Source organism: Micromonospora sp. NPDC005553 (genome assembly GCF_042871765.1).
GTDB lineage: Bacteria > Actinomycetota > Actinomycetes > Mycobacteriales > Micromonosporaceae > Micromonospora.
Genome location: NZ_JBIAJD010000001.1, coordinates 1,430,196 through 1,443,513, shown reverse-complemented (window position 1 = coordinate 1,443,513; position 13,318 = coordinate 1,430,196). Strand labels below are relative to the sequence as shown.

General features: G+C 68.1%; 12 protein-coding genes. 7 read left to right on the top strand and 5 right to left on the bottom strand.

Annotated elements, in window-relative coordinates:
• Positions 1 to 46: 46 nt before the first annotated feature.
• Both ACFYPG_RS06430 and ACFYPG_RS06425 read left to right on the top strand, forming a co-directional pair.
• On the top strand, positions 47 to 691 hold the full coding sequence (locus ACFYPG_RS06430; RefSeq protein WP_355008371.1) for a hemerythrin domain-containing protein: 645 nt from the start codon (positions 47 to 49) through the stop codon (positions 689 to 691).
• 29 nt (positions 692 to 720) lie between these two features.
• Positions 721 to 2,166 carry an MFS transporter gene (locus ACFYPG_RS06425; RefSeq protein WP_355008370.1) on the top strand — a complete coding sequence of 482 codons (1,446 nt, stop codon included), beginning with the start codon at positions 721 to 723 and terminating at the stop codon, positions 2,164 to 2,166.
• Positions 2,167 to 2,251: 85 nt separating this feature from the next.
• Here ACFYPG_RS06425 and ACFYPG_RS06420 read toward each other — a convergent pair whose 3' ends face one another.
• Entirely contained in the window at positions 2,252 to 3,466 is a 1,215-nt protein-coding gene (locus tag ACFYPG_RS06420; RefSeq protein WP_355008369.1) for an MFS transporter, read from the bottom strand.
• Positions 3,467 to 3,603: 137 nt separating this feature from the next.
• On the opposite strand from ACFYPG_RS06420, the gene ACFYPG_RS06415 reads away from it, so the two are divergent.
• Positions 3,604 to 4,497, top strand: coding sequence for a LysR substrate-binding domain-containing protein (locus tag ACFYPG_RS06415; protein WP_355008368.1), 894 nt, complete (start codon positions 3,604 to 3,606; stop codon positions 4,495 to 4,497).
• A gap of 65 nt (positions 4,498 to 4,562) precedes the next feature.
• Here the strand turns inward: ACFYPG_RS06415 and ACFYPG_RS06410 are convergent, their stop codons facing one another.
• Positions 4,563 to 5,519, bottom strand: coding sequence for an EamA family transporter (locus tag ACFYPG_RS06410; protein ID WP_387350686.1), 957 nt, complete (start codon positions 5,517 to 5,519; stop codon positions 4,563 to 4,565).
• A gap of 40 nt (positions 5,520 to 5,559) precedes the next feature.
• Here ACFYPG_RS06410 and ACFYPG_RS06405 point away from each other — a divergent pair, with 40 nt between their 5' ends.
• On the top strand, positions 5,560 to 6,486 hold the full coding sequence (locus tag ACFYPG_RS06405; RefSeq protein WP_355008366.1) for a LysR family transcriptional regulator: 927 nt from the start codon (positions 5,560 to 5,562) through the stop codon (positions 6,484 to 6,486).
• A gap of 57 nt (positions 6,487 to 6,543) precedes the next feature.
• Here the strand turns inward: ACFYPG_RS06405 and ACFYPG_RS06400 are convergent, their stop codons facing one another.
• The gene (locus tag ACFYPG_RS06400) at positions 6,544 to 7,404 is read right to left on the bottom strand and encodes a pyridoxamine 5'-phosphate oxidase family protein (protein ID WP_387350684.1); all 861 of its coding nucleotides are present in this window, start codon (positions 7,402 to 7,404) and stop codon (positions 6,544 to 6,546) included.
• Positions 7,405 to 7,413: 9 nt separating this feature from the next.
• The gene (locus tag ACFYPG_RS06395; protein WP_355008364.1) at positions 7,414 to 7,863 is read right to left on the bottom strand and encodes a VOC family protein; all 450 of its coding nucleotides are present in this window, start codon (positions 7,861 to 7,863) and stop codon (positions 7,414 to 7,416) included.
• Between the two features lie 89 nt (positions 7,864 to 7,952).
• On the opposite strand from ACFYPG_RS06395, the gene ACFYPG_RS06390 reads away from it, so the two are divergent.
• On the top strand, positions 7,953 to 8,519 hold the full coding sequence (locus ACFYPG_RS06390) for an ABATE domain-containing protein (protein WP_355008363.1): 567 nt from the start codon (positions 7,953 to 7,955) through the stop codon (positions 8,517 to 8,519).
• A gap of 109 nt (positions 8,520 to 8,628) precedes the next feature.
• Here the strand turns inward: ACFYPG_RS06390 and ACFYPG_RS06385 are convergent, their stop codons facing one another.
• A complete protein-coding gene (locus ACFYPG_RS06385) occupies positions 8,629 to 9,642 on the bottom strand; it encodes a helix-turn-helix domain-containing protein (RefSeq protein WP_387350682.1) in 1,014 nt (337 codons plus the stop codon).
• Between the two features lie 17 nt (positions 9,643 to 9,659).
• On the opposite strand from ACFYPG_RS06385, the gene ACFYPG_RS06380 reads away from it, so the two are divergent.
• Together ACFYPG_RS06380 and ACFYPG_RS06375 are read left to right on the top strand one after the other, a co-directional pair.
• Positions 9,660 to 9,983: a cupin domain-containing protein gene (locus ACFYPG_RS06380; RefSeq protein ID WP_387350680.1), complete on the top strand. Its 324-nt coding sequence runs from the start codon at positions 9,660 to 9,662 to the stop codon at positions 9,981 to 9,983.
• A gap of 554 nt (positions 9,984 to 10,537) precedes the next feature.
• The gene (locus tag ACFYPG_RS06375) at positions 10,538 to 13,051 is read left to right on the top strand and encodes a hypothetical protein (RefSeq protein ID WP_387350678.1); all 2,514 of its coding nucleotides are present in this window, start codon (positions 10,538 to 10,540) and stop codon (positions 13,049 to 13,051) included.
• Positions 13,052 to 13,318 lie beyond the last annotated feature (267 nt).

Below are 13,318 nucleotides of genomic sequence, written 5' to 3'. Positions count from 1 at the left end.
TAACGTTTGGGCAACCAACGAATGACCTGATGCGAGGTGACGAACCATGAGCGAGGCCACCCACACCCTCGACATGACCATGATGTTCGCGGTGCACGACGCCCTGCGCCGAGACCTGGCCCAGCTGGCCCGGGTCTCCGCCACCGCCGACGACGATCCCCGGCAGATCCTGCGGGCGGCGGTCGGCTGGGAGATGTTCAAGGCTTTCCTCCGGGTGCACCACACCTCCGAGGACGTCGCGGTCTGGGGCCCGATGGCGACCCGGCTGGCCGACCAGCCGGACAGGGCACTGCTCGACGCCATGGAGGCGGAACACGCGGCGATCGATCCGCTGCTCGACGCCGTGGACGCCGCCATCGCCGACCGGGAGTCCGGGCCGCAGCGCCTCGGCGATGTGGTCGACGCCCTCTATCTGAGCGTCGCCGGGCACCTGCGGCACGAGGAGGACGAGGGCCTGCGCCTCGTCGATTCGGTGCTCACTGCGGCGCAGTGGGCGGCGTTCGGTCAGGACCACCGGAACCGCGTCGGCGCGGAGTCCGCGCGTTACCTGCCCTGGCTGCTCCAGGGAGCGTCGCCGGAGACCGTCGCCGCCATCCTCGGCCGCATGCCGGAGGAGATCAAGAGGGCGTACGCCACCGAGTGGCGGGCCGAGTACCTCGACGTCCGCCCCTGGAACCCCCGCATTCGCTGATCCGCAAACACCGACTCTGGAGAAAATCAATGTCTGTCTACGAAGAATCGAAGGCCTCGCTGGTGGTGGAGCCGGAAACGGGCCCACCACCACGACTTGGCCTCGCACTGCTGGTCATCGCGGCCGCCCAGCTGATGCTCGTGCTGGACAACACCATTACGAACGTGGCCCTGCCGAGCATCCAGCGGGCACTGGGGATGGCCACCGCCGACCTCAACTGGGTGATCACCGCGTACGCGCTCGCCTTCGGCGGTCTCCTGCTAGCCGGTGGCCGAGCCGGTGACCTGTTCGGTCGACGGCGGGTCTTCCGGATCGGCCTGGTCCTGTTCACCGTCGCCTCACTGCTGGGTGGCTTCGCCTGGTCCGGCACCGTCCTCATCGCCGCCCGGGTGCTGCAGGGCGTCGGCGCCGCCATCGCGGCGCCGACCGCGCTGTCGCTGCTGGCCACGACGTTCCCCGCGGGGCCGGCACGGAACAAGGCGCTGGGTGTCTACGGGGCGATGGGCGGCCTGGGCTCCGTGGTCGGCCTCCTGCTCGGCGGCGCCCTCACCCAGTACGTCAGCTGGCGGTGGGTCCTGTTCGTCAACGTGCCCATCGCCGTGCTCGTGCTGCTCGGCACGTCGGTGCTGCCACGAGGGGAGCGCGAGCGCGGTCGGGCGGACCTCGCCGGTGCCGTCACCGCCACCGCCGGGCTCGCCGCACTGGTGTACGCCATCAACCGCGCGGCCCTGCACGGCTGGCGCGACACCGTCACCCTGGGCTTTCTGATCGCTGCCGCGGTCCTGCTGATCGCGTTCGTCCTCGTCCAGCGCGCCGCCAGGGCGCCGATGCTGCCCGGCCGGATCCTCAGCGACCGGGCACGGACCGGCGCGTACGTCACCATGTTCCTGGTAGGCGGCGGCATGTTCGCCCTGTTCTATTTCCTCACTCTCTATATGCAGGTGGTCAAGGGCTACCCCCCGATGCGGACCGGCCTGGCCTACCTGCCATTTACCGTCGGCATCGCGGTGGCGGCTGGCGGCGTCGGTCCCCAGCTGCTGTCCCGGCTGACGGCCCGCGCCCTGACGGTGGGCGGCCTGGTGCTGGCGGCCATCGGCATGGTCTGGTTCGGGGCGCTCAGCCCGACGTCGAACGCCCTTACCGCGCTGCTGCCAGCTCAGCTGGTCGCCGGCTTCGGACTGGGACTTACCTTCGTGGCCACCACAGTGGTCGCGATCAATGGGGTGGCCCCGCAGGACACCGGTGTCGCCTCTGGCGTGGTCAACACCAGTCAACAGATCGGCGGCGCACTCGGCCTTGCGCTGCTCAGCGGCGTGGCCGCCGCAGTGACCGCCGACCAGCCCTCGGGCACCGCCCTCCCAGACGCACTGACCAGCGGGTACGTCGACGGGCTGCTGCTCGGCGGAGCCGTCTTCCTGGTGGCCGCGATCGTCGCGGCTGCGACGATGAACGCACGCGTGGTGGCATCGCACTGACACCACGCGGCTGCCGCCCGGTTTCCCTCTGCCGGGCGGCAGCTCCGCTGGTCAGGGCGGGCTCGCCCTTTTGCCGGTCAACGTGTCACCCGGTGGTGGCCAACTCGTCCTCGGAGACCTTCGCGGTGGTTGTTCGACGTATGGCGACGGTGACGAGCAACGCGGCGGCCGTCAGCGCCACACCGAACCAGAGGGCGCTGTCGACGCCGAGACTGTCGGCGAACCATCCACCAAACAGCGCGCCCAGCGCGATGGACGTGTTGTAGCCCATGGTGTTGATGGACATGGCTGCCTCGAACTTCCCGGGTGCGGCGCCGAGCATCAGGTTGATCTGGCACAGGTTCGCGGCGCCGAAGGACGTTCCCCAGAGGGCAACGGCGAGGATCAGACCGGGCCGTGTGTGCCCGATGGTGAGCAGCAGCAGCATCGCTGTCACGAGCCCTGCGCAGGCGAGGACGAAGCTGACCCAGACGTTCTTGGTCACGGTGTGGCCGGCGATGAAGTTGCCGGCCGTACCGCCGATGCCGTAGATCACGAGCAACACGGTGATGAAGGCGGCCGAGGCCGACGCCTGTTCCTCCGCGAAGGGCCGGATGTAGGTGTACGCGCCGAAGTGGCCGAGCACGTACAGCGTCACGGCGACCATCACCAGGCGCAGTTGCGGGTACTGGATCGGGAGTCGGAAGACATCCCGGACCGGGACGGCGTTCTGCGAGGGCAGCGAGGGAATGGTCACGGTGACCGCGAGGAACATCAGCGCGCTGAGGCCGGCCCAGATGAGGAATGTGGTGCGCCAGTCGGTGAGGCTTTCCAGGAAGGTGCCGAGTGGAATGCCCACCACGGCGGCGATCGAGATGCCGGACAGCGCGACCGCCGACGCTCGGGCGGCGAGACGTCCCGGTACGAGGCGCATCGCCATGCTCACGCCGATGGCCCAGAAGACGCCGTTGGCGAATCCCATGACGAGCCGGGTGGTGAGGACCAGGGCGAAGTTCGGTGCGGCGGCGGTGAGCAGGTTACCCAAAGCCAGGATCGCCAGGAGTACGGACAGCAGGATGCGCCGGTTGATGCGCCTGGTCCACGCGACGATGAACGGCACACCGAGGCCGGCGGAGATGCCGTACAGCGTGACCATCAGTCCGGCGACGCCCGCGGACACATCCAGGTTCGCGCTCACCGGGGTGAGCAGGCCGACGGGCATCAGTTCGGTGGTGACGAAGGTGAACAGGCTGGCAGTGATGACGGCGACACCCAGCCATGACCTCAGGGTCGAGTACGGGTGCTCATCGATTGTGGCCATGTCTTCTTTCTTGTCGTGAGGGGAGTTCGGCCGGACAACGGCTGTGCCGTGCCGGTTCTGCTCGAAGCTTCACCCGATTGGATCAATGAGTCCAACACATGCTTGTCACCTCATCGATCGTGAAAGAAGATGGATCGGTGGAGCTACAGCAAATGCGCTACGTGATCGCGGTCGCCGAGACGAGCAGCTTCACCCGGGCCGCCGAGCGCTGCCTCGTGGTGCAGTCCGCGCTCAGTCACCAAATCGCGCGCCTGGAACGGGAACTGGGCGCCAAGCTCTTCGAGCGCACCAGCCGACGTGTCCGGTTGACCCAAGCCGGCGCCGCGTTCCTGCCCGCCGCCCGTCAGTGCGTGGACGCCGCGGAGCGGGCTTCCGCCGAGGTGGCGGCGGCCGTCGGTGAGGTACGCGGACGGCTCGTGATCGGCCTGATCTCCACCGTCGCCGCCGTCGACCTTCCCGGCGTCCTGCGAGACTTCCGTCAGCGGTACCCCTCCGTACGCATCAACCTCCGTGCGGGTGCGAGCGAAGAACTCATCGAGCAGGTCAAGCGGGGCACCGTCGAGGCGGCCTTCCTCGGCCTGCCCACCACCGCGCGACCCGAAGGCGTCAACGCCCGAGAACTCGCCCGCGACCGGCTCGTCGCCGTGGTAGCCCCGGACCATCCCCTCGCCGCGGAGTCAGCGGTCAGCCTGCGTCGGCTCTCCACCGAAGTGTTCGTCGACCTGCCGGCCAAGACCGCCGGGCGAATCCAGTCCGATCAGGCATTCGCGGCCGCCGGTCTCAGCCGCGACGTCGCCTTCGAGGTAACCAACGCCTACCTCACGTCCCGGCTGGTCGAGCAGGGACTTGCCGTGGCGATGCTCCCGTCCGCCTACGCGCCGCAGCTCACCGGCGTGACCATCATCCAGGTCACGGACGCGCCGACCCGCGTCGAGCACGTCATTTGGAGCCGGGCCGAGCTCACGCCGGCGGCCAAGGCCTTCCTCGCACTCCTTGACATCCACGGCGATGACGCCGGAAGCCACGAGTGACGCTCGCTGGTAACCGCTGTAGGCGTCTCGATCGCCCAGTGTCCGCGCTCCGACCAGGGCGATCTTCAACGAGATGCCCCGTCCGGTCCGACCTGCACGCCCGTGTGGCGTGGGCCGGCTGGCGTGGGGAGCTGTCCCGCGACGATTGCCGCGAGCGAGAGCCCGAGCCCGCAAAGTTGGATTGGGCCGAGCGTCTGATCGAGCAGGATGGCGCCGAGCAGCGCGGCGACCAGGGGCGAGAGTAGACCGAGAACCGCGACGGCGGTCACGGGCAGCGTGGTGACGCCGCGGAACCACAGGACGTACGCGGCCAGACCGCCGACCAGGCCCAGCCAGAGGTAGCCGAGTATGGCGGGCGGGTCCATCACTGGTGGCGCCCCCTCGACGAGGAAGGTGATCGGCGTCAGGAACAGACCGCCCGCGCTGAGCTGCCAGCCGGCGAAGGCCATCGGGCTCACCCCGGCAGGACGTCCCCAGCGCCTGGTGAGCGTCACCCCGAGCGCCATCGTGGTCGCGCCGATGAGGCCAGCCACGATCCCCACCAGGTCGAGCGCGGCATTTGGCCCGATCACCACGAGGCCAACGCCCAACACTCCGGTCGCGCCCCAGACGGCACGCCAGACGGAGAGTCGCTCCTGTAGGACCGCCGTGGCCAGGACGGCGACGATGAGCGGCTGCACCGCGCCCAGGGTCGCCGCGACGCCTCCCGGCAGCCGCTCGGCCGCGACGAAGAGTAGCGGGAAGAAAAGTCCGATATTCAGTACGCCGAGCGCTGCCGCTTTTCCCCACCAGGCCCCTTTCGGCAGCGTGCGGGTGACCGCCAGCGCCACCAGACCGGCGGGCAACGCGCGCAGGAGTCCCGCGAACAGCGGGTGGCCGGGCGGAAGAAGCTCGGTGGTGACGATGTAGGTGGTGCCCCAGGCCAGCGGGGCGAGCGCGGTCAGGGCAGTGCGTGGCAGGTTACCGGGCAGCGTGCCGCCGCCGGCTCGGCGGGGGAGTGTCTCCGCTCCGGAACGTGTCATGTCAAAAGTTTGACCACGTGCTTATCAATGACTCCAACACATGTTTGTCATCCGATCGATCAACAGGGAAGATGGATCAATGGAGTTCCATCAGCTGCGCTACGTTCTCGCCGTCGCCGAGACGAGCAGTTTCACCAGGGCCGCCGAACGGTGCCTGGTCGTTCAGTCCGCGTTGAGTCACCAGATTGCGCGTCTGGAACGGGAACTCGGCGCGAGGCTCTTCGAGCGGACCAGCCGCCGGGTGCGGCTGACCCCGGCGGGGGCGGCGTTCCTCCCCGCCGCCCGCCAGTGTCTGGACGCCGCCGAGCGCGCAGCCGCCGAGGTCGCGGCGGCGGTGGGGGAGGTGCGGGGACGAGTGACTGTGGGTCTGATCCCCACGGTTGCGGCCGTCGACATCCCGGCCACGCTCAGCGCGTTCCGGGAGCGGTACCCACACGTGCGCGTGAGACTGCGGGTCGGCGGGAGTGACGAACTCGTGGAGCACATCAAGCAGGGAGTCATCGACCTCGCGTTCGTGGGACTGCCGGGAGGGGTTCAACCGAAGGGCGTCGATGTTCACGAACTTGCCCGGGACCGGCTCGTCGCCGTGATCGCACCCAATCACCCGCTCGCGCGCGAACCGGCAGTCGACCTCCACCGGCTCGCTGCCGAGGTTTTCGTCGACTTTCCCGCCGGAAGTGCCGGGCGGGCCCAGACCGATCAGGCATTCTCTGCCGCCAACCTTGTCCGCGACGTCGCGTTCGAGGTGACCGCCGCCGACCTGATGGCTGAGCTCGTCGCCGCGGGTCTCGGCGTCGCCATGCTCCCCTCCGCCTACGTGCCACGGCTGAGCGGCGTGAGCACCGTTGACGTGGTCGATGCGCCGGCCCGTGTCGAGTACCTCGTCTGGAGCCGCCTGGGCCGGACCCCAGCGGTAGAGGCTTTTCTCGCTGTTCTGAAGATTCCGACCGGGCCGCCACGGACGTAGCATCGGTCGCCGATCGGCCCGGCATCGCGGACCGGGGTGAAAGGAGTGCGGGCTAACTCATAGCGAACGCCACATCAGGGCGTCTCCCGGCGTCTCGACGACTCTGTCGATGGCGATGTCGACCATGCGCTCGGCGCCCGGGTGGTCGGCCAGCCGGCCGGGGTCCCAGTCGATGGAGGCTCTGCCCGTCACCTGTAGGGCAGGGCGGGAGCCGGTCCAGTCGATGAACAGCAGGCCGCAACGTGGTTGTACGTGGATATTGCCAAGGGTCATGTACATGGCGTTGCCGCGGTATTCCGGCCAGGACAGCGTCGTGGCGCTGCAGCCGACGACAAACCCGGGGCTGCCGCCGCGGTGCGAGACATCCGCTCCATGGCCTTTGGCGCTGGTGGCTATGAAAAAGGTGTCGGCACCGGCCACGACGCGCAGTTGCTCGTCGGAAAGCCGGTCGCTGGGGGCCGCAAAGATACCTGTGTTGACGTCACCATGGGCTTCCCGGCGGGTGATGTGCCTCGGGCAGTTCGCAAAGATTTGGTCGGCCGTGATAATCAGCCGATCCCCTTGGACGTGACCTGTGCCGTTGATGCGCATGCGCTGGCGGGTGGCCGGCTCGATGGCGAGCGCACCGAGAGGAGCCGGGGCGGCGAACGCCGCTTCCAGTGGGTCGCCCGCGGCAGGCGCGGCGTCCGCGATCACATCGCGCTCGCCACTGGCACGCAGGAAGCCGGGTGGTCCATACAGCGGGCTCGCCCACAAGGCTCCGGCCGTGTCGTGTCCGCCGATCACCACCATGCGCTGGCGGATGAGGAACTGGCGCGCGATCTCCGGAAGGCGCACGCCGACGCTGGCCGAGCCGAGCCCTTCGCGTGTGTAGCCGGACCTGCGTTGGACGTACACCTCGCCTAAGTGAATTCTCATGCCATACCCCTAGAAGAAGCCGCACGGCGGGCCGTCGCCGGTGACGGTCGCCGGCCGGGGCGGACGCTGGAAGGCGTACACCTCAAGGCGGATGCCGTCAGGGTCGTAGCAGAACACCTGTCCGGCGGCGGCTAGCTCACCCGGCACACCGTTGTCGTCACGGATGTCGGCACCCAGCCCGCGCAGCCGGCGCTCGACCTCGTTAAGGGCCGGGACGTCGGCGACCTGGAACGAGAGGTGATGCAGGCCGGCACGGTCAGCCGCGAACGGCGCGCCACTCTGCTGCCAGAGTGTGATCATGAGCAGGTCGTGGCGGCCGAGGAAGCCGTAGCGCCGGCCGTCGACATCTGAGCGGCCGATGACCTCGATGTCGAGCGCCTGACTGTAGAAGTCGAGCGAGCGGTCAAGGTCGGTGACGTTCAACCCGACGTGGCCCGTGATGATGCTCTGATCGGTCATTCGCAGCCTTCCTAATGGTCGTTTCGCCAGAGGCCGTTAGAAGTTAACAGGGTGAACTAATGGCCGCAAGGGGCAGGTATCATTAGTTCGTGCGTCTTGCGATCGAGCTCGCCAATACCGTCCGCACTCGTCGGGGGGAGGTCTGTGACGAGCTTCAGACACCTGCGGATCTCGCCGCTTGGCTTGGCCGCGTCAGCTTCCTGTGCGCCGTGCCGGTCGACGACGAGGCGCTGAGCACCGTAGGTCCCGCCGAGCTGGCTGTCGCCCGAGGCATCCGAACTGCCATCCGTGCCATCGCTGGTGCCTTCTCCGCCAGCCAGATTCCCGCCAAGGTGGACGTCGAGAGCCTCAACGTCGCCGCCCGGATGGCACCGCGCTGGCAGGAGCTTGCCTTTGCCGATACGGGGGAGCCACGACTGACGACGCGACACGGAGCAGCGGCCATAACCGGTGCCCTAGCCGAGGTTGCCGCCGACGCTGTCGCCCTCGTCGCCGCCGGCCACCTGGGTACGTGCGCAGCACCCGGATGCGTACTGCTGTTCCTCCGTGACCGGCCCAACCGCGAATGGTGCGGCAACTCCTGCGGAAACCGGGTGCGAGTGGCGCGCCACTACGACCGCCGTAAGCACGCCGCTTCCGATGGCGAGGCGGTCTGAGACGCCAGGCCCTGCGAAAGCGCGGGGCCGGACCGGACGACGGGCGCGATGACCGCCCGCTCTCCACGTGCCGTAGGGGCAGCTCGGGCCAGGTGTCGTGGCGTGCGGTCTACATCCTCCCGCCGCGGCCGAAGGAGCGGCGGTAGGCGGTCGGCGTGGTGTTCACCGTGGTGCGGAAACGGCGGCGCAGGTTGGTGGCCGTGGACAGGCCGACTCTGGTCGCGATTGTCTCGACCGGCAGATCGGTCTCCTCCAACAGCGCTCGTGCGGCCGTGATCCGTTGCTGGAGCAGCCACTGTCCTGGGCTGATACCCAGTTGCGCGGTGAATCTGCGGGCGAACGTACGCGGGGACATTCTGGCCTGTGTGGCGAGGTCGTTGACGGTGAGCGGATCTTGCAGTCTCTCCGTGGCCCAGTCGAGCACCGGGCCCAGGGACACCGGAGTGTGCGCGGTCAGGGGTATTGCCGCGTACTGCAGCTGCCCGCCCTCGCGATGTGGCGGCATGACCATGTGCCGGGCGATCTGGTTGGCGTGAGCGGCGCCGTGGTCATTGCGGACCAGGTGCAGGCACAGGTCGATCCCGGCCGCGGTCCCCGCGCTTGTCGCAACGTCGCCAAGGTCGATGTACAGACTGTCGGCTTCGACATGCACGCCGGGAAATCGGGCGGCGAACTCGGCGGCCATCCGCCAGTGAGTGGTCGCCCTGCGCTGATCGAGCAGGCCGGCGTGGGCGAGCAGGAAAGCGCCGGAGCAGATGGCGACGATGCGGGCACCGCGCTGGTGAGCGTGCCGCAACGCATCGATCACGGCGGACGGCGCGGGCTGCTCGCGGCGTTGCCAACCCGGAATCACCACAGTGTCCGCGGTCTCGAGCGCGTGCAGCCCGTTGGTGACCGCCATGTCGTAACCAGCAATGGTGGGCACGATGCCCGGCTGCTCGGCACACACGTCGAACCGGTAGTTGACTGGTAGACCGGGGCGCCGCACGCCGAACACCTCAGCGACACAGGCGAGTTCGAAGGTGGACTGCGGCGGCAGAACCAGGGCGACCACCCGATGAACGATCATGGCAGGAATGTACCTGGCAACGTCATTGCAGACACTGGCCGGTGCGGCGCGCACACGACGATCATGACGGCATGACTAATGCATCCGATGATGTGCAGATCCTGCAGGTCGACGAGGTGGAACCCGTCGAGGTCGTGCCCGGCATCTTCCGGCGGCGCCTGCCGACGACCGAGCGGGCCCGTGGCTGGATGTACGACTTCGCCCCGGGAACGGAGTGGCCAGAGGTGGACGTGCACGAGGGCGAGGAGCGCTACTACGTGGTGTCGGGTGAGTTCATCGATCGAGGCCACCGTCTGGGTCCGGGCAGTTACGTGGTGTTTGCTCCGGGCAGCACGCACCGCCCGCGTACCGAGACCGGCGCACGCATGATCGGCATCAGCATCGTCGCGGGGTAGCCGGCCGGCAATCCCGAACACGCCGCCGGAGATCAGGCTCGTGATCTGCCGGCGAATCCGCACGTGCAACCCGATACGTCCAACAACCTCCAAGCTAGGAGCGGTAGATGAGGAAGACCCTGGCTCTGGTCATAGCGACGGTAGTTCTGGCCGGGGCAGTGTCTACCAGTGGCGCTGCGCAGGCGGCACCCGACCCAGACACCGCGCGAGCCGCCAGCCGTGCCATTGGCACCGCTCCAGCGCCGCACACCCCCGAGCCGGACCTGAATACCCCGCCGGTCCCGAGGCCCAAGCCGTTCGAGGAGGCCCCGCCCAGCATTGCGCCACACAAGGCAGTCACTCCGCCCGACTTCGGACCGAACGAACCGATTCTTTCGGCGTACCACCGGGGCAAGCTCTCCCGGGACGACGCGGTTCGGTACGGACTCACCGCGCTTCGCTCGCCCCGGGCAGTACCCGCCCACGTACGGCAGACCGGTGCAATCCGCGACCCGCAGCGGTACCTGACCTACCTCTCGATGCTGGCAGCGAGCGTTGAGCCCGAGGCGGCGAGGATGATCGCGCCGGACGTCGCCGCGCCGGCCGCCGCCCCTGCGGCGGCCGGCTACGACGACTGCGCCGCCCAGCCGTTCGACTATCTCGGTGTCACCTACCGCTGCCGGGCATCCGCCGGCGAGTTCCTCATCCTGTTCAACATCGCCGGAGCAGGCCGACCGGGTATTCCGGCGGACTACCACTCGAACGGCCGGGCCAAGGCCGTCCAGCATCTGCTGAATTCGCTCGCGATCGCTGTCGACGAGTATCGCGAGATGGGTTACCCGCTGCCGGTGCGCGACGGCAAGCCGTGGGTGTTGGTCTACGGCGTCGACGAGATCCCTGTCTTGGGCGGGGCCGGGTTGGAGATCGACGCGCCTTTCGTGTTGCCGTTCGGGCTCAATCAGCAGGCCACCATGCTGGTGCCCAACGGGCAGACCGACTGGGACTACCTGCCCCGGCACGAGCTGTTCCACGTCATGCAGTACCAGTACTGGGACAAGTCTGACGTCAGTCTAGATTTCGCCGCCAGCTGGGTGCGCGGTAAGGAGTTCGGTTCGATGAACTGGTGGATGGAGGCCACCGCGGAGTGGGCCACCCACCAGACCTACGTCCGGGAGCCGTACCTGCCCATCCCCGACGAGGAGAAGCTGTATGCGCGCAACGTCCACGACGTGCTCAGCATGCCGGGCTCAGCGCTCAACTCGTGGGGTGGCCTGAGTCGCGGCCCGCAGTACGGCGCGTTCCTGCTGCCCACCTACCTCACCGAGCAGATCGACCCGGACTTCGTGCGGCGGACCTGGGAAAGCATCCGGGACCACGACCATCTGCCGATCGAGGCGATCCGGCACGCCGCGCAGGGCTATGGCCTGAACTTCAAGGACATGCTGCTGGGCTACCACATCGCCAACTATCGGCTGGCCAAGGCGAATGCCGCCCCCGCCCCGACGGTGGACGCGTGGCGCAGCTACGGCTACACAGATACCGACACGACATTGTGGCGTGACAACATCTCCGCCCTGAGTGGGACGAGCGGCGACATTCTGGGCGGCGCGAGGCCGGCCCGCAAGAGTCACTCCACCCCCGCTGGTACGCGTGTGGAGTACCAGGACATTCTACGTAAGGGTGGTGTGGTCTACCACGACTTGCGAGCCGTCCAGAGTTCCGGTGACCCGGGCTGCGGGTACTGCTCGACGCTGCTGATCGATACGAGCAAGGACGCCAACCGCAGCTCCGCGGTGATCATCTGGTCGCCGGCTGGCAGCGCTGGCACGCAGGTGAAGTACCCGAGCATCAAGACGATGCGCTACCCCGACGCCGGTGGCCTGATCACCGTGCCGGACTTCGCGTACCCCATGGTCGCTACCTTGGTGAGCACCTGGACCGAGTTGGACATCCACTCCGCCGACGCGGACAGCAGCCCGAGGACGTTCTCCACCCACGTGGAAAGCGTGCTGCCACTCACCGGCCGCTCATGCGTGCTGCGGCCGCTGTCGGTGCGCAGCGTGGAGACCACCGTCGAGCCGGAAGGCACGTTCAACAGGTACGCCGCCAGCACGCGCGACGGCTGGACCGGCGGTGACTCCACGTACTCGGTGAAGCTGCCCGACGGTCGGATCGTCTGGCTGTTCTCCGACACCTGGATGGGACCGCTCAACGGCGACGGCACCCGACCGGTCAGCGCCCCGCTGGTGAACAACACATTCGTGGTGCAGAGCGGCGGGACCCTGACCACCTACCAGGGCGGCACCGCCGGGGCTCCGCGAGCGTTGATGCCGCCCTCCGGACCAGGTAAGTGGTACTGGGTCGGTGACGGTCACCTCTCCGGCGGGCAACTCCAGGTGGTGTACCAGGAATACGAGCGCTTCGGCTCCGGCGCCTGGGACTGGCGGTTCAACCGCAACGTGGTGGCGAACTTCGCCCTGTCCAACCTACGAACCCCGGTCAGCATCCGACAGCTACCCTCGGCCAGCGGCGTCGCCTGGGGCTCGGCGCTCCTGCCGGCGAGCCGCAGCGGCGACTGCTACACCTACGTCTACGGCGTGGATGACTCGCCGATCAACAAGCAGATGCGCATCGCCCGCGTGTACGGCAGCGACCTCGCCACCGGCACCTGGCAGTACCACACACCGTGGGGCTGGACGATGCGTGAGCAGAACTCCCGCAACCTGCTGACCGGCATCGCCAACGAATACAGCGTCACCCCATGGGGCGGACAGTTCCTACTGCTCAGCCAGGACAGCACCCAAGCGTTCAGCGGCCAGATCAACGCCTGGACGTCCTGCTCACCCTACGGCCCGTTCACCCAGAAAACCCCTGTCTACCGAATGCCCGAACCCGGACCGTACGGCAGCTACTGGAACCCGAACGTCATCTCCTACAACGCCCACGTCCACCCGGCGCTCAGCTCCGGCGACACGTTCATCGCCTCCTACAACGTCAACAGCATGGACACTCGCGTCTCGCCCGACGGCGACCACTACCGCGACCCAGGCATCTACCGCCCCCGCTTCTTCCGCTTCACGCTCGGATAAACACCCTCCGGTTCCGCCGGGCGCATCTCACGCCCGGCGGAACCAGCAATAGGTCGGAGGCGGTGCGTGCGGTGGAAAGCCTGCGCCCGAGGGGTTCGGGCCTGCGACTGACGGCACCGCCGACTCCGCCACGTCGATGACGGCTTGCATCTGGCACAGGTTCGCGGCGCGCCTCGGCACTACGGGCAGTGATGAATCACCGATCAGAAGCCCTGGTACTGATCGGTGTGTTGCCAACCGGCGGGGTAGAACGGCGGTCTGTGTTCA